Annotated in this window: 19 protein-coding genes; 7 read left to right on the top strand and 12 right to left on the bottom strand. The window is 74.1% G+C overall.

The genetic code is table 11. From position 1 onward, the window contains the following. Positions 1–23: 23 nt before the first annotated feature. The 4 genes from BLW47_RS01965 (at position 24) to BLW47_RS01950 (ending at position 4970) form a co-directional block, all read left to right on the top strand. On the top strand, positions 24–3494 hold the full coding sequence (locus BLW47_RS01965) for a sensor histidine kinase (RefSeq protein WP_091550624.1): 3471 nt from the start codon (positions 24–26) through the stop codon (positions 3492–3494). Further along, positions 3491–3895, top strand: coding sequence for a roadblock/LC7 domain-containing protein (locus BLW47_RS01960; RefSeq protein WP_091550621.1), 405 nt, complete (start codon positions 3491–3493; stop codon positions 3893–3895). The genes BLW47_RS01965 and BLW47_RS01960 overlap by 4 nt, the downstream gene beginning before the upstream one ends. A 108-nt stretch (positions 3896–4003) precedes the next feature. Further along, entirely contained in the window at positions 4004–4381 is a 378-nt protein-coding gene (locus tag BLW47_RS01955) for a DUF742 domain-containing protein (RefSeq protein ID WP_091550618.1), read from the top strand. 1 nt (position 4382) lies between these two features. Further along, a complete protein-coding gene (locus tag BLW47_RS01950; protein WP_091550615.1) occupies positions 4383–4970 on the top strand; it encodes a GTP-binding protein in 588 nt (195 codons plus the stop codon). Positions 4971–5162: 192 nt separating this feature from the next. Here the strand turns inward: BLW47_RS01950 and BLW47_RS01945 are convergent, their stop codons facing one another. The 9 genes from BLW47_RS01945 to deoC form a co-directional block, all read right to left on the bottom strand. Beyond that, complete coding sequence (locus BLW47_RS01945; protein WP_091550613.1) at positions 5163–7520, bottom strand: transposase; 2358 nt, start codon at positions 7518–7520, stop codon at positions 5163–5165. A gap of 38 nt (positions 7521–7558) precedes the next feature. Continuing rightward, positions 7559–8488, bottom strand: a complete 930-nt coding sequence (locus BLW47_RS01940; RefSeq protein WP_175543512.1) for a DNA primase — start codon at positions 8486–8488, stop codon at positions 7559–7561. A gap of 157 nt (positions 8489–8645) precedes the next feature. Next, positions 8646–10418: a thiol reductant ABC exporter subunit CydC gene (cydC, locus tag BLW47_RS01935; RefSeq protein WP_091550608.1), complete on the bottom strand. Its 1773-nt coding sequence runs from the start codon at positions 10416–10418 to the stop codon at positions 8646–8648. Beyond that, complete coding sequence (gene cydD / locus BLW47_RS01930; RefSeq protein WP_091550605.1) at positions 10415–12136, bottom strand: thiol reductant ABC exporter subunit CydD; 1722 nt, start codon at positions 12134–12136, stop codon at positions 10415–10417. The genes cydC and cydD overlap by 4 nt, the downstream gene beginning before the upstream one ends. 140 nt (positions 12137–12276) lie before the next feature. Then, positions 12277–13248 carry a M56 family metallopeptidase gene (locus BLW47_RS01925; RefSeq protein WP_091550603.1) on the bottom strand — a complete coding sequence of 324 codons (972 nt, stop codon included), beginning with the start codon at positions 13246–13248 and terminating at the stop codon, positions 12277–12279. A 2-nt stretch (positions 13249–13250) separates the two neighbouring features. After that, positions 13251–13658, bottom strand: coding sequence for a BlaI/MecI/CopY family transcriptional regulator (locus tag BLW47_RS01920; RefSeq protein WP_091550600.1), 408 nt, complete (start codon positions 13656–13658; stop codon positions 13251–13253). Positions 13659–13763: 105 nt separating this feature from the next. Beyond that, on the bottom strand, positions 13764–14582 hold the full coding sequence (locus tag BLW47_RS01915) for an aldehyde dehydrogenase family protein (protein ID WP_091550598.1): 819 nt from the start codon (positions 14580–14582) through the stop codon (positions 13764–13766). Continuing rightward, the gene (locus tag BLW47_RS01910; protein ID WP_091552364.1) at positions 14575–16005 is read right to left on the bottom strand and encodes an aldehyde dehydrogenase family protein; all 1431 of its coding nucleotides are present in this window, start codon (positions 16003–16005) and stop codon (positions 14575–14577) included. The genes BLW47_RS01915 and BLW47_RS01910 overlap by 8 nt, the downstream gene beginning before the upstream one ends. A 9-nt stretch (positions 16006–16014) precedes the next feature. Then, a complete protein-coding gene (gene deoC, locus BLW47_RS01905; RefSeq protein WP_091550595.1) occupies positions 16015–16974 on the bottom strand; it encodes a deoxyribose-phosphate aldolase in 960 nt (319 codons plus the stop codon). 121 nt (positions 16975–17095) lie between these two features. Here deoC and upp point away from each other — a divergent pair, with 121 nt between their 5' ends. Continuing rightward, positions 17096–17728: a uracil phosphoribosyltransferase gene (gene upp / locus BLW47_RS01900; protein ID WP_091550592.1), complete on the top strand. Its 633-nt coding sequence runs from the start codon at positions 17096–17098 to the stop codon at positions 17726–17728. Between the two features lie 93 nt (positions 17729–17821). Here upp and BLW47_RS01895 read toward each other — a convergent pair whose 3' ends face one another. Genes BLW47_RS01895 through BLW47_RS01885 form a run of 3 tightly spaced genes read right to left on the bottom strand, consistent with a single transcriptional unit; the run spans position 17822 to position 22044 of the window. Beyond that, complete coding sequence (locus BLW47_RS01895; RefSeq protein WP_091550590.1) at positions 17822–18310, bottom strand: NUDIX hydrolase; 489 nt, start codon at positions 18308–18310, stop codon at positions 17822–17824. A gap of 25 nt (positions 18311–18335) precedes the next feature. Then, on the bottom strand, positions 18336–20003 hold the full coding sequence (locus tag BLW47_RS01890) for a phospho-sugar mutase (protein ID WP_091550588.1): 1668 nt from the start codon (positions 20001–20003) through the stop codon (positions 18336–18338). A gap of 49 nt (positions 20004–20052) precedes the next feature. Further along, positions 20053–22044 (bottom strand): serine/threonine-protein kinase, encoded by a 1992-nt coding sequence (locus BLW47_RS01885; RefSeq protein ID WP_091550586.1) that lies wholly within the window; start codon positions 22042–22044, stop codon positions 20053–20055. A 204-nt stretch (positions 22045–22248) separates the two neighbouring features. Between BLW47_RS01885 and BLW47_RS01880 the strand changes: the two genes are divergently transcribed. Further along, the gene (locus tag BLW47_RS01880) at positions 22249–23832 is read left to right on the top strand and encodes an acyl-CoA mutase large subunit family protein (protein ID WP_091550583.1); all 1584 of its coding nucleotides are present in this window, start codon (positions 22249–22251) and stop codon (positions 23830–23832) included. Positions 23833–24088: 256 nt separating this feature from the next. Then, positions 24089–25525: an amidohydrolase gene (locus BLW47_RS01875; protein ID WP_175543467.1), complete on the top strand. Its 1437-nt coding sequence runs from the start codon at positions 24089–24091 to the stop codon at positions 25523–25525. Positions 25526–25654: the final 129 nt, after the last annotated feature.

Genomic DNA, 25654 nt, shown 5'->3' with positions numbered 1-25654 from the left:
CGCCGATACGGGAGGGCGGTGACGTGAGCAAGCGGCCGAAGACGGCGAACTCCTTCATGTCGCGTCTCCGCCGGCCAGTTGGCCGGCTTGGCGACCTGCCGATCTGGTCCAAGCTCGGTCTCATCATGGTCGTGCCGACGATCGCGACCGTCGTCGTCGGCACGAACGGGCTCGTCAACCACTTGGACACGCTCGGTAACGCCGGGCGGGCGAGCAGCCTGGCCGACCTCTCCGCCGCCTCCGGCAACCTCGTGCACGACCTGCAGAACGAGCGGGCCGCGGCCGTCATGGTGCTCAGCGCGGACGACGCCGCGACCAAGAAGCGCTACCTCGACGCGTACAACAAGCTGAACGCGGTGGTCGACACCGCGAAGGTGCCGTACTCGGAGCGGCGCACGCAGCTGCCCGAGGTCCCCGCGACGTTCGGCGGCCTGCTCATCCGGATCGACCAGGGACTGCAGGAGCTGCCCGGGCTGCGCAGCCAGGTCGTCAACAGCGCGAACCAGAAGACGGACGACGGCAAGCTCAAACTCAGCGAGGCCGCCCGCACCTACGAGATCCTGCTCAGCGACCTGCTCGACATGCGCGACTCGGCCGCACAGCTGGCCGGCGACACCGCGATCAGCGAGCACATGCGCTCGGCCGCCGCGCTCGCCCAGGCCAAGGAGTTCCTCTCCCGTGAGCGCGTCGTCGTGCTCCGGGCCTTCGACCAGGGCTCCATGACCCCCGCGCTGTTCAACGACTACATCGGCACCCGCGCCGGCCAGTCGCAGGCGCGGCAGAGCTTCGAGGCGGCCGCGCTGCGGCCGGACTCCGAGTTCTACAACCGCACCGTGGCCGGGCCGGCGCTGCGGGAGGCCGACTCCTACGGCGGTGCCATCCGCGGCAACAGCGAACGGACCATGAGCGGCCTGCCGTTCGACGCCGCGGGCTGGGACGCCGCGATGCTCGGCAACGCCAACCTGATCCGTACGGTCGAGCAGAAGATCGACCGCGACGTGGTCGCCGAGGCGGACGCCCTCCGCAGCGACGTGCAGCAGCAGGTGTTCGTCGAGACCGGCCTCCTGCTGAGCATGCTTCTGCTGGCGATCCTCTTCGCGTACCTGATCGCGCGGTCCATGGCGCGCTCGCTGCGCGAGCTGCGGCACGGCGCGCTCTCCGTCGCCCAGTACGGCCTTCCCCAGGCCGTGGCCCGGCTGCGCGACCCGCAGGTGACCAGCCAGCTCTCGCCGGTCCAGGTCGCCAACCAGATCGCCGAGCCACTGCCGGTGCGGACCAAGGACGAGTTCGGTCAGGTGACCGAGGCGTTCAACGCCGTCCACCTCGAAGCCGTACGCACCGCGGCCGAGCAGGCGCAGCTGCGCTCCTCCGTCTCCACGATGTTCGTCAACCTCGCGCGCCGATCGCAGATCCTGGTCGACCGGCTGATCGGTCACCTCGACCGGCTCGAGCGCGGCGAGGAGGACCCGGACCGGCTGGCCGAGCTCTTCCAGCTCGACCACCTCGCGACCCGGATGCGCCGCAACGACGAGAACCTCCTGGTCCTCGCCGGTGCGGACTCCACCCGGGTGCAGCGGGAGCCGGCGGCGCTCATCGACGTGCTGCGCGCGGCGCAGTCCGAGGTCGAGCACTACACCCGGATCGAGTTCGGCGTCATCGACCGCGACATCGAGGTGGCCGCGCACGCCGTCAACGACCTGGTGCACCTCGTCGCGGAGCTGTTCGACAACGCCACCGCCTTCTCCCCGCCGGACTCGCACGTGATGGTCGAGGCCCGCCGGGTGGGGGAGCGGGCGGTGCTCTACGTGGAGGACCGCGGCATCGGCATCACCGCCGACCAGCTGCACGACCTCAACGAGCGTCTCGCCACGCCGCCCCAGGTCGACGTCACCGTGTCCCGGATGATGGGTCTGGTCGTGGTCGCGCGGCTCGGCACCCGACACGGGGTCAAGGTCGAGCTGCGGCCCGCCGCGGAGCGGGGCACCATCGCCGACGTCACGCTCCCGGCGGCGGTGCTGGTGCCGCGGGCGCTCGCCGGCCGGAACCAGCCGGCCTTCATGGCGACGGTCCCGGATTCCCCGGCCGCGCTGGAGGAGGCCCCGCCGGCGGTCACGCCGACGGCGCTGCCGAGCGCGCCGGTCGTCGCGCCGCGGCCGGTCGGGTCGCAGCCCCCGGCAACCAGCCCGCTGGGCCGCCCGTTCGACCCGGCCCCGCTCAACGGCGGTGGCCTCCAGCAGCCGCCCGTCTCGCCGCGGTCGATGCCGGCCTGGTCCGACCTCACCGGGGCGGCCAACGGCGCCGGCAACTTCACGCCTCGGCCCACGAACGGCCAGCGCACCGAGCCGTTGCCGCACCGGCGCGGAGACGACCAATGGGCCGGCGACGGTGACGGCACCGGGCCGGGTCCCACGATCCCGCGTCAGCTCCCCACCACCCCGGAGACGCAGTCGCTGCCGCCGGTGTCGGGGGTGCCGGTCGCGTCCGCCCCGCCGGTTTCCGGGGTGCCGGTCGCGTCCGCCCCGCCGGTTTCCGGGGTACCGGTGGCGTCCGCGCCGCCGGTCTCCGTGCCCCCGGTCTCCGTGCCCCCGGTGTCCGTGCCGCCGGTCTCGGTGCCGCCGGTTTCGGCGGCGCCCCTGCCGCCCGTCTCCGCGCCGCCGCTGCGGCCGGTCTCCACCCCGCCGGCCGCGTCCGCGCCGCCGGTGTGGCCGCCGGTCTCCGCGTCCGACCGCGAGGGCGCCACCCCGCCGGTGCCGGAAAAGCTCGCCGCGGCCCTGGACATGACGGCCGAGTTGCCGCGGGTGACCCGTTCGAGCGAGCCGGCCCCCACCGCCGCGCAGCCGGTCGTGCCGGCGCCGCAGCAGCGGGTGCCGTTCGCGGACGAGACGATGGAGCTGCCGATCTTCCGGGAGCTGGAGTCGGCCTGGTTCCGCACCCGCAAGCCGACCGCGGAGGAGTCGCGGAGCGCGGCGAGCCCGGCCGCGAAGTCGGCGGTGGCCGCCGCGACCGAGCAACTGGGTACGATCGATCCGGCGCGGTCCGCCGGCGCGACCAAGCCGGCGGCCGGAGCGAGCGCTCCGGCCCGGGATGGCGCCGGGTCGGAGGGTTCGCCGGCCGAGGCGGCGACCATCACCGCCGAGCCGACGCCGACGCCCGTGCCGGTGCGCCGCGACGCGCCGCCCCGGGCCGGGTGGCAGACCGCGGCCGACGACGGTTGGCGGGCGGCGACCGCGGCGGCCCAGACGGAGGTGGAGGAGAAGACCCAGGCGGGTCTTCCCAAGCGCGTCCCGATGGCGCAGCTCGTCCCGGGTGGCGTCGAGAAGGCCACCACCTCGGTGCAGCGCCGTACGCCGGAATCGGTGCGCGGCCTGCTCTCCGCGTACCACCGCGGGGTGAAGCGGGGCCGCACTCAGCCCAAGGACGACAACTCGACCATGCCGGAGGCGACTCCGGATGGGCAGCAATCCTCGCAGGCTGGCAAGGAGCATGAAGGATGACAACTACGCAGGATCTCGGTTGGCTGCTCGCCAACTTCGCGGACCGCGTTCCCGGAGTCGCCCACGCGATCGCGGTGTCTGCGGACGGACTGCTCCTCGCCGCGTCCCGCGACCTACCGCGTGACCGCGCCGACCAGCTTGCCGCGATCGCGTCCGGGCTGGTGAGCCTGACCCAGGGCGCGGCCCGCTGCTTCGAGGGTGGCGCGGTGCTGCAGACGGTGGTCGAGATGGACAATGGATTCCTGTTCCTCATGTCCATCTCGGACGGTTCGTCGTTTGCGGTGCTGGCGGCCCGGAGCTGCGACGTGGGACAGGTGGGCTACGAGATGGCGCTTCTCGTGGACCGCGTCGGCGATGCGCTCACGCCGGCACCCCGCACGGCGGCGGGGATGCTCAGCTGAGCACGCCCTGGCTGGCGGAGGCCAGCTCGGGCGAGGTGAACCAGGTGGAATCGATAGGCTCCGACGGATTGAGCTTTCGGCACGGTGCAGAGGGGGTGAGCGGCGAAAATGACCGAACGTGATGAACCGACCGGCGCACTCGTCAGGCCGTACGCCGTCACCCGTGGCCGGACCCGGCCCAGGTTGGAGATCGCTCTCGAAGCGCTCGTCGAGACGACGGTGCGGGGCCGGTCCGCCGGCGCGGGCAAGGGCGGTGGCGGTCGGGAGCACCAATACATTGCCGCGCTGTGTGACGGCCGGCTGCAGTCGCTCGCGGAGATCGCGGCGCGGATGCAGCTGCCACTCGGAGTGGCCCGGGTCCTCATCGCCGACATGGCCACGGAAGGCCTTGTCGCGGTGTACGAGCCGACTTCTTTGGACGACACGAACGACGCGGTGGGCACTGAACTGCTGGAGAGGGTGCTGAGTGGACTTCGCAGGCTCTGACATGTCGCACCGCCCGATGGCCGGGCGCGTGACATCGGCGAAGATCGTCATCGCCGGTGGGTTCGGCGTCGGCAAGACGACGCTGGTCGGTTCGGTCTCGGAGATCACGCCGCTGACGACCGAGGCGATCATGACGTCGGCTGGTGTGGGCGTCGATGACACGCGACAGGTGCCGGGAAAGACGACCACCACGGTCGCCATGGACTTCGGTCGTATCTCGATCGACCGGGACCTGATTCTCTACCTGTTCGGCACACCCGGCCAGACGCGGTTCTGGTTCATGTGGGACGAACTCGTGCGCGGCGCGATCGGCGCCGTCGTGCTGGTCGACACCCGCCGGCTGGCCGACTGCTTCGCCGCGATCGACTTCTTCGAACACCGGCGACTGCCGTACCTCGTCGCGATCAACTGCTTCGACGGCATGCAGTACCACGACCCGCAGGACGTCCGGGACGCGTTGGCGATCTCCAACGACGTGCCGGTGGTGGCCTGCGACGCGCGGAACCGCGAGTCGACGAAGCACGTTCTGATCTCGCTGGTGGAGTACGTGCTGACGATGCGGCGCACCCGCGCCGTCGCGCCGGCCTGACCCCACCCGACGAGCCGGCGGTGCCCACCCAGTGAGCGCCGCCGGCTAAGTGTGTCCGCCGGACCCGCCGGGCCCCTACCCGTGCCCGTGTCCCGTGGGTGGGCGCCCGCCTGCCCGGCAGCAAGGACCGGCCGCGACAACGCGCGCGAAACGGCCCGGTCGGCATACCGCCGACCGGGCCGTTCGTGTCGTTCAGGAGCGATATCCCGCGGAACGGTATTCGAACTCGCGGCTCTCGTCGCGCCCCGTCTGGTCCCGGCTGAAGTCCCAGCCACCGCCGGACTCCCGCCCCGGACGGCCACCGACGGCGTACCCGCCGATCTCCTGGCCCCGCCGCCAGCCCTGGAAGTAGCCGGTGGTGTGGGCGGCGATGCTCGCCGGGTCGCGCACGATGCGTAGGGGCCGTTCCTCGCGGAGCGGCGAGCCGGGCACCAGGTTGGCCTGGGGCACCCGCCGGGGCAGACCGGCCTTGGTGTCGGAGCCGATCGAGGGTTTCGCCGCCTGCTCGGCCGCGCGCCATCCGGTGTCCGCCGAGGTCGACCAGTCGACGCCGGACTCCTCGTCCTCCTCCGAATGGCCGACGAACCACGCGGAGCGCGCCGCCGCGAAGATCAAAAGGTCCCCGTCACCCTCGTCCGGGATCGGCGCCGCGGGCTGCTCCTCGTCGCGCGACGCCCGCGACAGTCCACTGTCGAGCGCGTCGGAGTCGACCAGCCGGAGCGGCGGGGCGTCGAGGTGTCCGTTCTCCCGTGGTGGCGACAGGTCGTCCCGCAGCGCGCGCTCGGCCAGCGGCGCCTCGACGAGTCGCAGCACCGGGGGCTCCGGCGGCAGGTCGTCGGCGAGCCAGGGCGGACGCACCCGGTCGCTCACCGACGGCTCGGCGACCATGTCCACATCGGAACCCGGCCGATCCCGCCGCGGGTAGGCGTCCTCCTCCTGTCCGGGGCCGCCGTTGACGCGGTCGTCGCCGGAGGTCACCAGCGGCCACCGGGCCCGCGAGCCCGGCGGGGCGGTGTCGGCGGCGGAGGGTCGTGAGACCGGCACCGGCACCGTGAGGTCGGTGGCCCCGAATCCCTGGGACGGGGACGGCGGGGGCGTCTCCGCCTTGGCCGGACGGGGCGGGATCGGGGTAAGCCGCTGCCGCTCGCGCTCCGCGCGGGCGCTGTTGATGGCGGCGGTGGTGAGCGTCGGGCGGAACGGCTCGCCGGCGTCCGCGGGGGAGCCGCTGGGACGCTGCCCCGGCACGATCGGCGTCATCCCCGGTGGCGGCGGGGGCGGCGCGGAGACCGGCCGGTTGACGGGCGGCTGCTGCCGGTGTGCCGCCGGCGCCTCGGTCGAGGGCGGCGCGGAGAGCGGGCCCAGCGGCGACGACAGTGCCGCGGCGGGGGCCACCGGGCGGGGAGCGGCCGGCGGCGGCGCGACCGGCGCCGGCGCGACGGGCGGCGCGGTCATCGGCTGCGGGGCGACAGGCTCGGTGGTGACGGGCTCCGGCCGCGCCCGCCGACCGCCGGTCGGGACCCGCGCGGGCGCCGACTCGGTCCGGGTCGGTCGCGTCGAATGCAGACCGCCGCCGGGGGGCGCCGACACCGGGGCGACCGCGGCGGCCCGCCGGGCGGCGCGCCGCCCGCTGACCGGCGCCGGGGCGGCGACCCGGGACGCCACCGTCGCGATGAGCGCCTCACAGCCCGAGTCGCAGGCGCGTACGGCGGCGACCGCGTGCCGCACCGTCTCGGCGGTGCTCGCGGTCAGTGCCTTGGTGGTCGCGGCCCGGCGGGGTGTCTCGCCGATGGCGACCCGCAGCGCGGTGACCGCGTCGGCGACGGCGTCGGCGTCGGCGATGCCGTCCGCGGCGAGTTGGGCGGCGACCGCGTCCGCGGCGACCGCCGCGTCCCGGCCCCGACCGGCCGTGGCGAGTATGCCCGGCTCGGGCAACGCGTCGAGCACGGCCAGGGCCAACGGCTCGGCCGGGTCCGGGTAGGCCCGCAGCGCGGCCGGGTAGAGCTCGCGGAGCACCTCGCGCAGCGCGACCGCGGCCGCGTGGCGGCCGTTCGCGAGCGCCGCGTGGGCGGCCAGGACGGGCTTGAAGGACGCGAGGTCGCGCGGCGCCGGCAGCGTCACCGCGGAGAGCGCGCCGGCCTGCAGCGCACGGGCGAGCCCGACCGCGCGCCGCTCGGCCGCCGGGGACTCGATCTCGTCCGCCGACTCGTCGTCGGCGAAGCGCTCGGCGTAGTCGTCGACGGCGTCGTCGTCGGCGATCGCGAGGGGACGGCCGGCCGCGGTCAGCAGTGACGTCACCACGTGGTCGTCGCTGTCCGCGGCGATTGCCGCACCGCTCGGTCCGCTCGATCGTTCTACAAGTAGTGCACCGAGCCGGGCGTAGCCAGCCGGGTCGTCACTGATCTCGCAGACGTCGAGCAGCCGGCCTGCGTCGTCGACCACGGCGGCCGTCAGCAGGGATCCGGCCGAGGCCGGTCCTGCCGCCGAATCCGCCGACGCCAGACCGCAGTACACCCGCACGAGCGCCACGGCGTCGTCCTCCCTCCGGGACACGAGTCGTGTGCCAAGGACTGATGCTCCCTGGTAAGGGGTCAGTCGCGCCAGTCCACAGCAGCAGAGATCTTCCCGATAATCGTCCGCCAGCCGAGACTTGCGGTTTGTGCCCCGATTTTTTTCAGCCGGCGGCGTCCCATGAAACCGCCGATGCCGCCGTCGACCGTCGACCGCAGGGCCTCGTCGAGGTCGTCCAGGCTCGACCCGGCGGAGAGCATGTCGAGCACCGAGGGCAGCCGGAGGGCGTACGCCAGGTCCCGCGCCACCTCACCCGCCTCGATCAGCAGCGTCGCGTCCCAGGTGTCGTGGCCGCCCCGCAGATTCTCCACCACGAGGTCCAGCTCGTACGAGTCCTCGTCGGTGGGGGCCACGTCGTCGGGCTGGATCCGCTCGACCAGGTCGTTCCAGGTGTCGAGCTGGGTCATGTCGTGGGGTGCGCCGGAGCGGACGAAGCTCGCCAGCGACTCGGGGCTCTTGAACAGCAGCAGCCGCCCCTTGTGGGTGAGGAAGACCGGCACCTCCTCGGTGGCGGCGTCCGCCTGCTCCGCCGCCTCGGTGTCCGCGTCGTCGTCCCCGGCCGGGCGCCCGCGCTGGGCGTCCCGCTCGGCGTCGTCCTCGGCGGCCGCGGCGAGGAACTCCTCGTCGAGGATGACGACGTTCTCCTCGTCCTCGTCCTCGTCCGGCAGCGCCTGCCGCGACTTGGCCGCGAAGGGGTCATCCTCCTCGCGTTCGCCGATGTCGGTGGGGGTCACCTCGTTGGCCGGCCGGTAGGCCCGGAGAGTGACGCCGACGCCGGAGGGCAGGGCGATCTCGACCGGGTCGATTCGCACGTCCTCCCACAGCGACCGGTCGGCGTTGCCGGCCGGGGCGGCGTCGCCGCTATCGTCGTGCTGGGCTCCGGGCTCGTCGGCGTCGGGCCGTTGGGGCGACTGGCGGGCCACGCTGACCTCCGTGTGGGCTCCTGGGATGGGCGCCGGCCCCGCGCTGCGCGGGCCGGTGACTCTGCGCACACCCTAGTCGGCGGGGGCCGGGCGCGAACGCCCGCACCCCCGTGCGGATTCCCGCGCGTCGCCGGCCCGACTCGGCGCGTGGCGCGACCCGGCACGGCGGGGGCGTGATCGACGCCTAGGGAGCGAGTGCGGTGTAGCCGCGCTCGGCGGCCTGCTGCATCTGCCATTGCTCCCGGTACCAGCCGGGTGCCGCGGCCAGCTCCGCGGCCGTCCCGCGTTGCACGATCCGCCCCGCGTCCAGCACCACCACCTCGTCGGAGGCGTCCAGCCCGCGCAGCCGATGGGTCACCAGCACGAGCGAGCGCTCCGGGGCAAGGCTGGCCAGCACGGCGTCGAGCACCCGGTCGGCGGCGGCCGGGTCGAGCCCCTCGGTGGGCTCGTCCAGGACGAGCACCGCGGGGGCGGCGAGCAGGGCGCGGGCCAGCGCCAACCGCTGCCGCTGCCCGCCCGACAGCTGCGCGCCGTCCTCGCCGACGACCGTGTCCCAGCGCGCCGGTTGGTCGTCCACCCAGTCGCCGAGCCCCGCGACCGCGGCCGCCGCCGCGAGCTCCCCGTCGGTCGCGCCGGGCCGACCCAGCAGCAGGTTCTCCCGGACCGTGGCGTGGAAGACGTACGCCTCGGCGAGCAGGCCACCGACGAGTCGGGCGCGCCGCTCCGGCCCGTACGCGGTGATCGGGGTTCCGTCGAGCGTCGCGGCGCCGGCGGTCGGCGCGACCGCCCCGGTGAGCACCCCGAGCAGTGTGCTCTTGCCCGCGCCGCTGGGCCCGACGATCGCGACGCGCCGCCCGGCCGGTAGCGCCAGGCCGACCCCGTCGAGCGCGGGTGCCGCGCCGGCGCGGTAGCGCACGGTCACCCCGTCGATCGTGCAGTCGTGACCCGGACCTTCCGGGGCGCGCTCGGGCGATTCGGCGGCCACAACCGTCCGGCCGACGGGCCCGGGGTCGGGCGCCGGGGCGTCGAGGAAGGGGGCGACGCGGCTCAGGGCGGTGCGCAGTTGCCTCCATTGGCGGGCGGACGCGACCAGCGCCAGCGTCGCCTCGACGGCGGCCAGCGTGCCGACCGCGAGCACCCCGACGAGCACCCCGTCCGCGCCGGCGTTCAACGCGGCGAACACGACGGCGGCGGCCGTCGCGCCCGCGGTGAGCGTCCCGGCGCCGTCGATCGCCGCGCCGCCGACCGCCGTCCGGCGCTCCAGCCGGGCGAGTTCGCGGGCGTGCCCGGTGGCGCGCTGCAGGGCCGATCCGGTCGCGCCGAACGCGGCGAGGTCCGCGGCGCCGTGCGTCAGGTCGACGGCGTCGACCGCGAGCGCGCCGCGCAGCGGGGCGATCCGGTCCGCGCTGCGCCGGGTCAGGGCGGTCGCGGCGGCCGGCAGCAGCACCCCGGCCACGAACAGCCCGACCGCGAGCGCGACGGCGGCCGCCGGGGAGACGGCGGCGGCGCCGGCGACGGCGAGCACCGCGACCACGGTCGCGGCCGCTCCCGGCACCAGCACCCGCAGCAGCAGGTCCTGCACGGCCTCCACATCGGAGACGAGCCGGCTCAGGGCGTCGCCGCTGCGCTGGTCGGCGGTCGCGGGTCGCCCGGCGAGCGTGGCGAAGACCCGGGCCCGTACGTCGGTGATGATCCGCAACACCGCGTCGTGCCCGGCGAGCCGCTCGGTGTAGCGCAGCACGCCCCGGCTGATGGCCAGGGCCCGGACCCCGACGATGGCCACCGTCAGCGCGTCCAGCGGCGGCCGCCCGGCGGCCGTGACGAGCAGCCAGGTCGCCGTCGCCATCAGCGCGAGCCCGGCGAGTTCGGTGCCGGCGGCGAGCAGGCCGGCACCGACCAGTCGCCGCAGATAGGGGCGGGCCAGCCGGAGCGCGGCGCGTTCGGCCGCGAGCCTCATCCGAGCGCCCCGGTGAGTCCGACCGGGCCGGCGAGACCGGTCGCGCCGGTGCCGTCGGTCGCGCCGGCGCTCGTCGTCAGCTCGGTCACCCGGCCGTCGTCGACCCGCAGCACCCGGTCCGCGTCGCGCAGCAGCGCCGGGCGGTGCGCGACCAGCAGCGCCGTCCGGCCGGCGACGAGCCGACGGGTGGCGTCGAGGACGGCTGCCTCGGCGGCGCCGTCGAGCCGCGCGGTGGGCTCGTCGAGCAGCACGATCGGCGCGTCCCGCAGGAAGGCGCGGGCGAGCGCGACCCGCTGCCGCTGGCCGCTCGAGAGCCCGTGGCCGCGTTCGCCGAGCAGCGTGTCGAGGCCGTCGGGAAGGTGCCGGACCACGTCGTCGAGGGCGGCGGCGCGGACCGCGCCCCGGACCCGCTCCGGGGCGGCGTCGGGTTCTCCGAGGCAGATGTTGTCGGCCAGCGAGGCCGCGAAGAGGTGCGCCCGCTGCGGCACCCAGGCGAGCTGCCGCCGCCAGACGTCCGGATCGAGGGTGGCGAGGTCGACGCCGTCGACGAGGATCCGGCCGCGGGTGGGGGTGACGAAGCCCAGCAGGAGCCCGAGCAGCGTGCTCTTGCCGGCGCCGCTGGGGCCGACGACGGCGATCCGCTCGCCGGCGTGGATGGTCAGCGAGACGTCGCGCAGCGCGACGGTGCGGTCGTACTCGACGGTGACGTTCTCGAACCGGAGCTCGGTCGGCGCGGGCGGAGGGAGGCGACGGCCGGTCGGGGCGCCGGCCGCCGGCGCGGTGACCGTGAACGCCTCGTTCAGCGCGGTGAGCCCCTCCATGCTGGCGTGGAAGCGGCTCCCCGCCGCCCGCAGCGGCAGGTACGCCTCCGGCGCGAGCAGGAGCACCAGCAGCGCGGTCTGCAGGGTGAGCCCGCCGCCGAGCAGCCGCAGTCCCACCGGCACCGCGACCAGCGCCACGGAGAGCGTGGCGACGAGTTCGAGGACGAGCGCGGAGAGGAACGCGATCCGCAGCGTGCGCATGGTGGCGATCCGGTGCCCGTCGGCCATCCGGCGTACGACCTCGACCTGGGCGCGGGCCCGGCCGAACGCGCGCAGTGTCGGCAGCCCGGCGACCATGTCCAGGAAGTGGCCGCCGAGCCGGGAGAGTCGCCGCCACTGGCGCTCGGTGGCGGCCTGCGCCTGCCAGCCGAGGAGCGCACCGAAGATCGGGATGAGCGGCAGCGTCACGGCGATGACCACCGCGGTGCTCCAGTCGGCGAAGGTGAGCCGGGCCAGCACGGCGATCGGCACGGTGACGCTGAGCACGAGCTGCGGCAGGTAGCCGGTGAAGTACGCGTCGAGCGCGTCCAGACCCCGGCCGGCCAGGGTCGCGAGCTGTCCGGCGCGCTGTCCGGCCAGCCAGCCCGGCCCGCGCGTGCCGACCGCGCCGAGCAGCTCGGCGCGGAGCGTCGCCTTCACGGTCGCGGCGGTGGCGGCGGCGATGACGCCCTGCGCCCAGAGCAGGACCGCGCGCGCGGCGACGGTCGCGAGGAAGGCGGCCAGCGCCGCCCGGTCGAGGCGGCCGTCGGCGGCGGCCGCGAGCAGCGCCGCCAGCGCGGTGGCCTGGGTGATGATCAGCGCGGCGGCGACCACGCCGAGTGCTCCGAGCGCGGCGAGCTGGCGTCGGGCCGCGGGGACCCGGCGCAGCAGGCGCGGGTCGAAGGGGCGGCGGCTCACGGGTACCCCGGTGCTGTGTCGCCGACCCGCCCGCGGAACATCCACCGGCACATCGCCCGGAAGCCTAGTGGGGCCGGCGGCAGCGGCACCACGAGCCGGGTCGGCAACCGCGGCGTCGCGGGGGCGGCGGGCACTGTTGATCAGCCCAGGAAGAGCGAGATCGGCAGGCTGACCAGGAGTGCGGCCATCCCGAGCGCCGCCGCGACCCGCAGCCGGGGTGGCCGGCCGGGCGCCAGCAACCGTTGGACCCGCGCGTCGAGGTGGGTGTCGGCGATGCCGAGAGCGCCGTCCGATGCCGCGGCGCGGCAACGCGGCGGCGTGGCGATGCCGAGCGCGCCGGCCGGGGTGACCCGGGCCGGTGCGGTGGCGAACCGCAGCAGCGCGGCCGCCAGGGGACCGTCGGCGTGCAGCCGCCGCGCGCGGTCGTCGGCGCGCATCTCCACCAGCAGCGCGACCCGCTCGTACGCGGTGTGCACCCAGCGCGCCCACGGCAGTGCCCGGCACAGCGCGGTGAACGGCAGCAGCACGAGGTCGTGCCGCTCGTCGGCGTGGGCCCGCTCGTGGCTGAGCACGGCGGCGAGCTCCGCGCCGTCGAGCAGCCGCAGCGTGCCGGCGCTCACCACCACCTGTGGACGCACGCCGGGCAGGCAGTACGCGGCCGCGCTCGGGTGGTCGAGCACCAGCGCCCCGGGCGCGGCCGGATCGTCGCGGGCGACCAGGGCGAGCAGGTCCCGATGGCGGCGCTGGGCACGTACGGTGCTCAGCACGCTGCGGGTGGTCGCGCCGAGCAGCAGCGCGGCGATCGTCGCGCCGAGCGCGATCAACACCAGCTGCCCCGGCCCGACGGTCGCCGGCAGCGCGCCGCCGAACAGGTCGGTGACGAACCGGCGCAGCGCGGTGCCGGTGGGCACGTCGTAGCTCGCGAGCCCGAGCGACAGCGGCAGCCCGATCGCGGAGAGCCCGATCGCCAGCCCGACCGCCTGCCAGCACACGATCGCCGCCCGCGGGCTCTGCCAGGCCCACGCCTGCCCCGGCCAGCCGGGATGGGTCAGGATCCGGGCGGTGAGGTAGCACGCCAGGATCGTCGCGATGAAGTGCGCGGCGTAGACCATCGTCAACCCTGCCGGTCGCGGGCCTCGTCGGCGAGGGCGGCCCGGAGCACCTCCGCCTCGGTGCCGGTCACCGACCGGGCGAAGCGCACGAGCGCGGCGTCGCGGCGCAGGCTGCGCCGGCTCCGTCCGTCCGGTTCGACCTCGCCGGCCAGGTCGAGCGCGTCGAGCATCAGCTGCGCCACGTACGCCTCGCGGGTCGCGGCCGGCCGGTAGCGCCAGGCGCGTCCCTCGCGCTCCCGTTCGACCATGTCCTTGCCAGCGAGCCGGTCGAGCACGGTCATCACGGTGGTGTACGCCAGGTCGCGCTCCTCGAGCGCCTCCGCGACCTCGCGCACGGTGAGCCCGCCCGCCGGGGACCGGTCCCACAGCACGTCCATCACCGCACGTTCGAGATCACCCAGCCGAGTCACGGCCCAATCCTACTCCGCGTAGTAGTAACCCTTCCGAGGGCAGCACCACTGAGCTCACCATCCCCGCGGACCTGGCTCCCCCGGAAAACCCCAGAGCAGGCCCCGTCACACCCCCTTCGGATGCCACACCGTCTTCGTCTCCAGGAACGCCGTCATCCGCCGGGTGCCGGGATCGGCGGTCCAGTCGGGGCTCGACGGCCGCAGCACCCGCTTGAGGTTCGCCGCGGCGGCCTCCTCCAGCGTCCGGGCCAGCTCCCCGTCCGCGACGCCGGTCAGGTCCAGCGCGTTGACGTCCATGTGCGCGGCGAGGTGCGGCGCCGTCTCGGCGATCCGGCCGGTGAGCAGGTTGACCACGCCGCCGGGCAGGTCGGAGGTGGCCAGGACCTCGGCCAGCGTCACCGGGGCCAGCGGGCGCTCCTCGGAGGCGAGCACCACGGCGGTGTTGCCGGTGACGATCGCCGGGGCGACGACGCTGACCAGGCCGAGCAGCGACGGCTGCGCCGGCGCGACGATCCCGACCACGCCGGTCGGCTCCGGCGCGGAGAGGTTGAAGTACGGGCCGGCGACCGGGTTGGCCCCGCCGTACACCTGGGGCAGCTTGTCGGACCAGCCGGCGTACCAGACCCAGCGGTCGATCGCCGCGTCCACCTCGTCGGCCGGCTCGCCGAGCGCGACGAACTGCTCGCGCCGCCCCTCCAGCATCTCCGCGACCCGGTACAGCACCTGGCCGCGGTTGTACGCGGTCGTCCCCGACCAGGCCTTCACCGCGGCCCGCGCGGCCACGACCGCGTCCCGGAGGTCCTTGCGGGAGGCGAGCGCCACATTGGAGTTCTGCACCGGATACGACCGCCCCGACTCGCTGCGCGGGAACTTCCCGCCGATGAAGAGCTTGTAGGTCTTGCGCACCGCCACGCGCTCAGACATCGAGGTACGCCTCCAACCCGTGCCGGCCACCCTCGCGGCCGTAGCCCGACTCCTTGTAGCCGCCGAACGGCGAGGTCGGGTCGAACTTGTTGAACGTGTTGGCCCAGACCACGCCGGCGCGCAGTCGGTCGGCCATCCACAGGATCCGCGAGCCCTTGTCGGTCCAGACCCCGGCCGACAGCCCGTACGGCGTGTTGTTGGCCTTCTCGACCGCCTCGGCGGGGGTGCGGAAGGTCAGCACCGACAGCACCGGCCCGAAGATCTCCTCGCGGGCGATGCGGTGCGCCTGGCTGACCCCGGTGAAGATGGTCGGAGCGAACCAGAAGCCGCGGTCGGGCAGCTCGCACGGCGGCGACCAGCGCTCGGCGCCCTCCTGCGCGCCGATCTCGGACAGCGTCCGGATCCGCTCCAGCTGCGCGGCCGAGTTGATCGCGCCGATGTCGATGTTCTTGTCCAGCGGGTCGCCGACCCGCAGCCGCGCCATCCGCCGCTTCAGCGACTCCAGCACCGCGTCGTAGACCGACTCCTGCACGAGCAGCCGGGAGCCGGCGCAGCAGACGTGGCCCTGGTTGAAGAAGATGCCGTTGACGATCCCCTCGACCGCCTGGTCGATCGGGGCGTCGTCGAAGACGATGTTGGCGGCCTTGCCGCCCAGCTCCAGGGTGAGCTTCTTGCGCGTGCCGGCGATCGCCTTCGCGATGCCCCGGCCCACCTCGGTCGACCCGGTGAAGGCCACCTTGTCCACGCCGGGGTGCGTGACCACGGCCCGGCCGGTGTCGCCCGCGCCGGTGACGATGTTGACCACGCCGGCCGGCAGTTCGGCCTGCTGGCAGATCTCGGCGAAGAGCAGCGCGGTCAGCGGGGTGGTCTCGGCCGGCTTGAGCACGACGGTGTTGCCGGCGGCCAGCGCGGGGGCGATCTTCCACGCCAGCATCAGCAGCGGGAAGTTCCACGGGATCACCTGCCCCGCGACCCCGAGCGGCCGCGGGTCCGAGCCGAACCCCGCGTAGGGCAGCTTGTCGGCCCACCCGGCGTAGTAGAAGAAGTACGCGGCGACCAGCGGGATGTCCACGTCGCGCGACTCGCGGATCGGCTTGCCGTTGTCGAGCGACTCCAGCACCGCCAGCTCGCGGCCGCGCTCCTGGATGAGCCGGGCGATCCGGAACAGGTACTTGGCCCGATCGCGGCCCGGCATCGGCCCCCAGACCTTCTCGTACGCCGCCCGGGCGGCGCGCACCGCGCGGTCGACGTCGCCCGCGCCGGCCTCGGCGACCTCGGCGAGCACCTCCTCGGAGGCGGGGTTGATCGACTTGAGGGCGCCGCCGTCGGTCGGGTCGACGAACTCGCCGTTGATGAACAGGCCGTACGACGGCTTGATGTCCACCACCGAGCGGGACTCGGGGGCGGGGGCGTACTCGAACAGGGCCATCGATCAGTCCACCGTGAAGTAGTCGGGACCGGAGTAGACGCCGGTGGTGAGCTTGGTGCGTTGCATCAGCAGGTCGTTGAGGAGCGTGGAGGCGCCGAACCGGAACCAGTCGGGGTGCAGCCAGTCCTCGCCGGCGGTCTCGTTCACCGTGACCAGGAACTTGATCGCGTCCTTGGTGTTGCGGATGCCGCCGGCGGGCTTGACGCCGATCTGGCGGCCGGTGGCCGCCCGGAAGTCGCGCACCGCCTCCAGCATGATCAGCGTCACCGGCAGCGTGGCGGCGATCGGCACCTTGCCGGTGGAGGTCTTGATGAAGTCGGCGCCGGCGATCATCGCCAGCCAGGAGGCGCGGCGCACGTTGTCGTACGTGACGAGCTCGCCGGTCTCCAGGATCACCTTGAGGTGCGCGTTCCCGCACGCCTGCTTCACGGCGACGATCTCGTCGTACACCTCGGAGTAGCGGCCGGCGAGAAACATGCCGCGGTTGATCACCATGTCGATCTCGTCCGCGCCGGCGGCGACCGCGGCCGCGGTGTCGGCGAGCTTGACCTCCAGCGGCGCCTGCCCGGACGGGAAGGCGGTCGCCACGCTGGCGAGGTGGATGCCGGAGCCGGCCAGCGCGGCGGCGGCGGTGGGCACCATCGACGGGTAGACGCAGACCGCGGCGACGGTCGGGCAGCCGGGGTCGGCCGGGTCGGGGCGCCGGGCCTTCGCGCAGAGCGCCCGGACCTTGCCGGGGGTGTCCGCGCCCTCCAGCGTGGTCAGGTCGACCATCCGGATCGCGAGGTCGATGGCCCATGCCTTGGCGCTGGTCTTGATCGAGCGCGTGCCGAGCATGGCGGCGCGCTGCTCCGCGCCGATCTGGTCCACGCCGGGCAGCCCGTGCAGGAAGGTCCGCAGCGTGGCCTCGGAGCGTGCCACCTCGGACAGCCCGGACCCCGCCGACGTCGTTGTCGCCGTCATGGCTGCGAGTCTACGCACGCCGCCTTCGGGTGATCTTGGCCACGGCGGTGCGCCGCTGACCACGCCACCGGCTGGTGGCCGCGGCCCCGCACGACTTGCGGTACGGGTAGGTTGAGCGCTCGTGGACGTACTCGTCGTTGATCACCCGCTCGCGCAGTCGCGGCTGACCGCCATGCGCGACGCCCGAACCGACTCGTCGTCGTTCCGGGCCGCCCTGCACGAGCTCACCACGATGCTGGCGTACGAGGCGGCGCGCTCATTCCCGGTCGAGCGCTACCCGGTCGAGACGCCGGTCGTGGCGACCCAGGGCACCCGGCTGGCCAACCCGCCGCTGCTGGTGCCGGTGCTCCGCGCCGGGCTGGGCATGGCGAACGCGGCGCTGGGGCTGCTGCCCGAGTCGTCGATGGGCTTCGTCGGCCTGGCCCGCGACGAGCGCACCTTCGAGCCGCGCGCCTACATGGAGTCGCTGCCGGCGGACCTGTCCGGCATCCCGGTCCTGGTGCTCGACCCGATGCTGGCCACCGGCGGCTCCCTCGAACACTGCTGCCGGCTGCTCGCCGACCGTGGCTGCACCGACATCACCGTGCTCTGCGTGCTCGCCGCGCCGGCCGGCATCGAGCGCCTGCGGCGCTCCAACCTCCCCGTACGCCTGGTCACGGCCTCGATCGACGAGGGCCTCAACGACCAGATGTTCATCGTCCCCGGCCTGGGCGACGCCGGCGACCGTCAGTTCGGCGGCATGCCCCGCTTCTGACGATCCGCGTGATCAGGGACCAGCTCGGGCGCGTCGTCGGCGCGTCCCGTGACGGGTCCCTGATCACGCGGATCTTGGCCCGGAACGCCGAGGTCACGCCAGGGTGTACGTCCAGGAAATTGCTCGGCCGTTGGAGAACGGCATCGAGCCGTGGAAGACCCGCGGCTGCGCCGCGAAGACCAGCGGCAGGAAGTGCCGGTCGCTCTCCCACATCGGCACCCGGCCGGCGAGGATGTCGGCCAGCTCCGTCCAGACCAGCGTCCCCTCCGGGCAGTCCTGCCGCGGCTGCCCGGTCCAGCTCGGGATCCGGAACAGGAATCCGAACCAGTTCTCGCCGTTGCGCCCGAAGCCCGGCCACGACACCGTCCCGGCGAGCTCCACGTCGGCGCACTCCAGGCCGGCCTCCTCGCGGATCTCGCGCCGCATCCCGGCCACCACGTCCTCGCCGGGCTCCAGCTTGCCGCCGAGGCCGTTGTAGTAGCCGAAGTGGAGGTCGTCCGGCCGCCGGTCGCGGCGGATCATCAGCACCCGGGTGCCGTCGGGGGAGAGGACGTAGCCGAGCGTCGCGAGAATGGCCTGCACGACTGGCCACCCTAGCGGCGGGTGATCACCAGATCCCGAGCGCGGCGGCGGTCTCGGTCCGCAGCGCCTGCAGCGAGGCCGCCGCCCGCTCGCGCGCCGCCGCGATCTCGTCGTCCGCGACCGGTTCCCGCACTTCCAGGTACGCCTTGAGCTTCGGCTCGGTGCCCGACGGGCGCACCACGACCCGGGCGGCCTCGGTCCGCAGGATCACCACGTCGGCGTCGGGGAGCAGGTCCTCCACGGAGGTGACCGGCTCGTCCAGCAGCGCGGCGGGGGTCTTGGCGCGCAGGTGCGCCATCGCGTCCGCGATCTCGCGCAGGTCGTCGACCCGGACCGAGAGCTGGTCGGTGGCGTACACGCCGAACTCGGCGGCCAGCTCGTCGAGCCGGTCGACCAGGGTGCGCCGCTGCGCCCTGAGGCCGGCGGCCAGCTCGGCCAGGACCAGCGCCGCGGAGATCCCGTCCTTGTCCCGCACCAGCTCCGGTGCGACGCAGTAGCCGAGCGCCTCCTCGTAGCCGAAGACCAGCGGCTCGCGCCCGCCGCCCGCCCGCACGATCCACTTGAACCCGGTCAGCGTCTCGTCGTACGGCAGCCCGCGCGCCGCGCACATCGCGCGCAGCAGCGACGACGACACGATCGTGGTGGCGTACAGGCCGCGCACGCCGCGCCGCATGAGGTGATCGGCGAGGAGCACCCCGAGCTCGTCGCCGCGCAGCATCCGCCAGCCGCGCACCGGGTCGGCGACCGCCACCGCGCAGCGGTCCGCGTCCGGGTCGTTGGCGATCGCCAGATCCGCGCCGGTCGACTCCGCCAGCGCGATCACCCGGTCGATCGCGCCGGGCTCCTCCGGGTTGGGGAACGCGACGGTCGGGAAGTCGGGATCCGGCTCCGCCTGTTCGGCGACGACCGCCGGGGTGGGGAAGCCGGCGCGGGCGAACGCCGCGGTCAGCACGTCCCCACCGACCCCGTGCAGCGGCGTGTACGCGGTCACCAGCTCCCGCGGGCCGTCCGGGTCGACCACCCGCGCCGCCTCGTTCACGTACCCCGTGACGATTCCCTCGTCGAGGACCCGGCCGGGCGCGCCGAGCGGCACGGCGGCGAGGGGGCCGACGGCCCGGATCGCCGCCTCGATCTCGGCGTCGGCCGGCGGCACGATCTGCGCGCCGGAGCCGAGCGGGCCGCCCAGCTCCGCGCCGAGATAGACCTTGTAGCCGTTGTCCTGTGGCGGGTTGTGGCTGGCGGTGACCATCACGCCCGCGGCGGCGTCGAGTGCCCGGACGGCGTGCGCCAGCACGGGGGTGGGCAGCGGGCGCGGCAGCAGCAGCGCCTCCAGGCCCGCCCCGGTCGCGACCCGCGCGGTCTGCTCGGCGAACGCCCGGGAGCCGTGCCGGGCGTCGTACCCGATCACCAGCGGCCCGGTGGCGCCACGGCCCGCGAGCCAACCGACGAGCCCGGCCGCGGCCTGCGTGACGACGGCGAGGTTCATGCCGTTCGGTCCGGCGCGCAGCGGTCCGCGCAGCCCCGCGGTGCCGAAGGTCAGCGGCCCGGCGAACCGGTCGGCGAGCTCCGTCGCGCTGTCGGGCAGCCGGTCGAGGACCGCGCGCAGCTCGTCGCGGGTCGTCGGGTCCGGGTCGTCGTCGATCCAGCTCCGGGCGCGCGCCTGCAGATCCTTGATCTCCGTCTCGGCCACCATGCCGTTGTTGATAGCACGGCGACGCCGCCGGCACCGCGCCGACCCGAACTCAGCCCGCGGTCAGCTGGAACGACCGCACCATCTCCTGGAAGATCGGCTTGCTCTCCGCGAACGCGCTCTCCGGGGTGGTCAGGTAGAACGAGTACGCCTTGCCGCCCTGCACCACCGCGCACCAGATGCCGTGCCGCTTCTCAGCGCCGTCGCCGCAGGTGTACTCCAGCTCGGCCGCCGGCTTGCCGCCCGCCTCCACGTCCCGGAGTCCGAGCTGCTCGTACGGCTTCGCGCAGGACTTCGAGTCCTTCTTCTTGAGCTGCCCCTCGGCGATCTGCAGGAACCGCTTCGGCTCGGCGCTGGCCGGCTCCACCAGCACCCGCACCCGGCGCCCGTTGTCGGCGGGGTCCACGTAGTCGACGTAGAGCACTCCGGGGGCGGTCCGCTTCTCCCAGCCCTGCGGCACGTGGAGCGCGACGCCCTTGCCGGTGTGCTTCTGCACGCCGAAGGCCGGCGCGGCCGGCGCGGCGGCGGACGGCTGCGCGATCGTCGGGCCGGATTCGGAATCGGAGCCGCTGAAGATCAGCACCGTGCCGAGCAGCAGCACCACGGCGACGCCGGCGGCGGCGCCGAGCTGGACGTTGCGCGGCCAGCCCTTGACGGTCTCGACGAACCGGGTCGTGCCGCGGCGGGCGCCGGCGAGCGCCTGGTCGAGCCGGGCGCCCGGGGTGCTGCCGCCGGCCGGCGGGGTGGCGGGTCGCCCGTAGACGATCGGCGTGGTGCGCTCGCCCCAGCCCCGGTCGGGGAGCGCACCGGTCGGCGCGTCGAATGCCGCCGGGCGGCCGGCGGCCGGCAGGGGAGCGGGCACGGGGGCGGCCGGCAGGGAGGCGGCCGGGCGGCCGGGGGCCGGCATCGCCCCGGTGGGGGCGCCCAGCGCGCCGGTCGACGTGCCCAGTGCCGCGGTCGTGTCCGGGTCGTCCGGGTTCGACGCCGCCGACGCGTCCTCCGCCTGCCGCTTGCGCAGCTCCGAGGTGAGCGACTCGCCGGGCGCGAGCATCGCCCGGCCGCCGATCTGGCCGGAGGGCTGGGGCGGCGCGACCGGTGGCTGCCAGGGGGCGCGCTGCGCCGGCACCACCGCGTAGGGGTCGGTCATCAGCGCGGCCGGTGCCTTGCTGGCCAGCGGGCCGGCGAGCAGCTCCCGCAGCATCGTGCGGGCGGTGAGCACGTCGTAGCGGCGGGCGGGGTCCTTCTCCAGCAGCCCCATCAGGACCTGGGTGAGCGGGCCGGACCGGGTCGGCGGGGCGGGCGGGTCCTCGACCACCGCGTGCATGGTTTCGATCGGGTCGCCCTTGTCGAACGGGGGCCGCCCCTCCACCGCCGTGTAGAGCGTCACGCCGAGCGAGAAGAGGTCGCTCGGCGGGCCGAAGTCCTGGCCCATCGCCCGTTCGGGGGAGATGAAGTGCGGCGACCCCAGCACCATGCCCGGGGTGGTGAGCTGCACCTCGGTGGGCATCCGGGCGACGCCGAAGTCGGTGAGCACGCACCGGCCGTCGGAGCAGATCAGCACGTTGGCCGGCTTGACGTCGCGGTGCAGCACGCCGTTGGCGTGCGCGACCTCCAGCGCGCCGAGCAGGGCGATGCCGATCTTGGCGACCGCGCGCGGCGCCACCGGCCCGTCCTCGATCACCATGTCGGCGAGGCTGCGGGCGTCGAGCAGCTCCATCACGATCCACGGGCGGCCGCCGTCGGTGACCACGTCGTAGACCTGGACCACGGCGGGGTGCTGCAGCGCGGCCGCGGCGCGGGCCTCGCGCAGCGTGCGCTCGTAGAGCGCGTCCCGGTCGCTGGGGGCGAGCCCCGCCGGCAGGATGACCTCCTTGACGGCCACGTCGCGCCGCAGCAGCGTGTCGCTCGCGCGCCAGACGGTGCCCATGCCGCCGTGGCCGACGGCCGCGCGGAGCGCGTATCGCCCGCCGATGGTGGCGCCGGGTGCTGCACGTCCACTGGTGGGGCCGAGTTGTCCGCCACTCCACGTCGGGATCTGAGTCACAGGAAATGCCACCGATAGATCGAGGGGCCGGAAACCGAACCCCCCTATCTTGCGGTGTATGCCCTCCTGAGCAAAAGTCGCCGGGCCAGGGTTATCCGGAACTCAACGGTAAGTAGTTGATAGACAACGCTTTGTGCCTGTTTTTCCACCTGTTGTGCGGAATCCCTCACCCGGTCCGCGCCGCGCGCGGCCTACCATCCGCGTATGAGTGAACGGCGGTTAAGCGAGTCCGGTTTCCCGATCAAGGCCGTGTACGACGCGGCCGATCTCCCCGCGGATCTGGACTCGCGGCTCGGCCGGCCCGGCGAGTTCCCGTACACCCGCGGGGTCTACTCCTCGATGTACACCTCCCGGCCCTGGACGATGCGCCAGTACGCCGGCTTCGGCACCGCCGCCGAGTCCAACGCCCGCTACAAGCAGCTGCTCGCCGCCGGCACCATGGGGCTGTCCGTCGCGTTCGACCTGCCCACCCAGATGGGGTACGACTCGGACGACCCGATCGCGCACGGCGAGGTCGGCAAGGTGGGCGTCGCCATCGACTCCATCGAGGACATGAAGGTCCTCTTCGGCGGCATCCCGCTCGACCGGGTCTCCACCTCGATGACGATCAACGCGCCCGGCTCGGTGCTGCTGCTGCTCTACCAGCTCGTCGCCGAGGACGCCGGGATCGGCGGTTCCGCCCTCAACGGCACGATCCAGAACGACATCCTCAAGGAGTACATCGCGCGCGGGACGTACATCTTCCCGCCCAAGCCCTCGCTGCGGCTGGTCGCGGACACCTTCGGCTACTGCCGCAAGGAGGTGCCGAAGTGGAACACGATCTCCATCTCCGGCTACCACATGGCCGAGGCCGGCGCCTCGCCCGTGCAGGAGATCGCGTTCACCCTCGCCAACGGCGTCGAGTACGTGCGCGCCGCGCTCGCGGCCGGCCTCGCCGTCGACGACTTCGCGCCCCGGCTGTCGTTCTTCTTCGTCGCCCGGACCACGCTGCTCGAGGAGGTCGCGAAGTTCCGGGCGGCCCGGCGGATCTGGTCGCGGATCATGCGCGAGGAGTTCGGCGCGCAGAACCCGAAGTCGATGATGCTGCGCTTCCACACCCAGACGGCCGGCGTGCAGCTCACCGCCCAGCAGCCCGAGGTCAACCTGATCCGGGTGGCCGTGCAGGGGCTCGGCGCGGTCCTCGGTGGCACGCAGTCGCTGCACACCAACAGCTTCGACGAGGCGATCGCGCTGCCGACCGAGAAGGCGGCGCGGCTGGCGCTGCGCACCCAGCAGGTGCTGGCGTACGAGACCGACCTGACCTCCACAGTGGACCCGTTCGCCGGGTCGTACGTGGTCGAGGCGATGACCGCCGAGATCGAGGCGGCCGCCGAGGCGTTGATCGAGCGCGTCTTCGAGCACGGCTCGGCGGTGGACGCGATCGAGGCGGGCTTCCAGAAGCGCGAGATCGAGGCGTCGGCGTACCAGGTCGCGCAGGAGATCGACAACGGCGAGCGGATCGTGGTCGGGGTCAACCGGTTCACCCTCGACGAGGAGGAGCCGTACGAGCCGCTGCGGGTCGACCCGGCGATCGAGGCCGCCCAGGCCGACCGGCTCGCCCGGCTGCGCCGGGAGCGGGACGCGGGCGCGGTGGAGCGGGCGCTGGCGGGGCTGCGGACCGCGGCCGCCGGCACGGAGAACGTGCTCTACCCGATGAAGGAGGCGCTGCGGGCCCGCGCCACCGTGGGGGAGGTGTGCGGGACGCTGCGCGAGGTGTGGGGCACCTACCGCCCTGTCGAGCGGTTCTGAGCCGGCGGAGGTGTGTGGCGGTCGGTGATCCGGGTACGGGAAGACCGTGCCCGGAGAAGATCCGTGAATTGCCGAACCCGGCACTGACGGGGAACCGACGTCCGGGTGGCCGGCGTCAGAGCGTTCTGTCACGCTGGTCGCCCCGCGCCGTCCCGAGAGCCTGGGGATAAGTGCAACTCCTCATGGATGGTCCGGGTGTGCCGACAGGGATACGTGACTCGCGCGACCGTTACGCGTTGTAGGAGGTGTGGGACTCATGCCAGCGTCCGACGATGTCGGCGAGTCCGTCCTGCCGGTTCCCGGACGCTCCTACCAGGGATTTCGTGACAGTGCGCGATCCGACCGCTACCAGAACGAGGTTGCGCAGCGTCACCACTCCGGGTCTAGGCTGTCCGAGTCCCGTTCCATTCACAGTGATCGAGAAATTGACGTGACGAGTGCGTTGACGCTGTCCACCGACAGCCAGCTGGCGTCGTCCTGGCCCGAAACACCGCCCGGGGCCGACCCGCTTCCCGGTCAGCTCGACCGGTGGCTCGCCTCCCGCGGCGCCGAGCTTGTGGCCGTACGCCGTCACATCCACGCGCACCCGGAGCTGTCGAACCAGGAGTTCGAGACCGCCGCCCTGATCGCCCGGGAGCTCGCCGTGGCGGGGCTGGCGCCCCGCTTCCTGCCCAAGGGCAACGGCGTGATCTGCGACATCGGCGAGGGCGACCGGGTCATCGCGCTCCGGGCCGACCTCGACGCGCTGCCGCTGCCCGACCTGAAGGACGTGCCCTACCGGTCGACCGTCGAGAACGTCGCGCACGCCTGCGGCCACGACGTGCACACCACCGTGCTGCTCGGCGTCGGGCTGGCGCTCGCCCAGCTCGCCGAGCAGGGCGAGCTGCCCGGCCGGGTCCGACTGCTCTTCCAGCCGGCCGAGGAGGCGGTGCCCTCCGGTGCGCCCCAGGTGATCGCGGCCGGTGGGCTCAAGGACGTCTCCGCGATCTACGCGCTGCACTGCTACCCGCAGCTCCCGGCCGGTCTGGTCGGGGTCCGCTCCGGCCCGTTCACCGCAGCCGCCGACACCGTCGAGGTGACGCTCACCGGTCGCGGCGGGCACACCGCCCGCCCGCACCTGACCGCCGACCTGGTGCACGCCCTCGGCCGGGTGATCGTCGACGTGCCGTCGTTGCTCGACCGCCGGGTCGACCCGCGCGCCGGGGTGTCGCTGGTCTGGGGCCGGGTGCACGCCGGCGAGGCGTACAACGCGATCCCGGGCGAGGGAAGCGTCAAGGGCACGCTGCGGGTGTTGAACCGGGACGCCTGGCGCGAGGCCCCCGACCTGATCACTCAGCTGGTCAAGGACGTCGTCGCCGGCACCGGCGCGACCGCCGAGGTTCGCTACTCCCGCGGCGTGCCGCCGGTGATCAACGACCGGATGGCCTCCGCGATCATCGCGGGGGCGGCCGGCGCGGCGCTCGGCCCGGACCGCGTGGTCGAGGCCGAGATCAGCATGGGCGGCGAGGACTTCGCGTTCTACCTCGATCAGGTCCCCGGCGCGATGATCCGGCTCGGCACCGGCGTCCCCGGCTCCGACACCCGCGTCGACATCCACCAGGGCGCCTTCGACGTCGACGAACGCTCGATCGGCTACGGCGTCCGCGTCATGGTCCACACCGCCCTGGCGGCCCTCTCCGCCGGCGCGTTCTGACCAGACCCTTGATCAAGGGGGCGGCAGCCGCCGATTCCTTGATCACCGCGCGGAACGGGGTAGGCGGCGGCGAGCGCGTCCCATTTCCGGCAGACTGACCGGGTAGCGTCACGAACTGGCAGCCGGACG

It is taken from the genome of Micromonospora pattaloongensis, assembly GCF_900107255.1.
GTDB lineage: Bacteria > Actinomycetota > Actinomycetes > Mycobacteriales > Micromonosporaceae > Micromonospora_I > Micromonospora_I pattaloongensis.
This window is presented reverse-complemented; position numbering and strand designations above follow the sequence as displayed.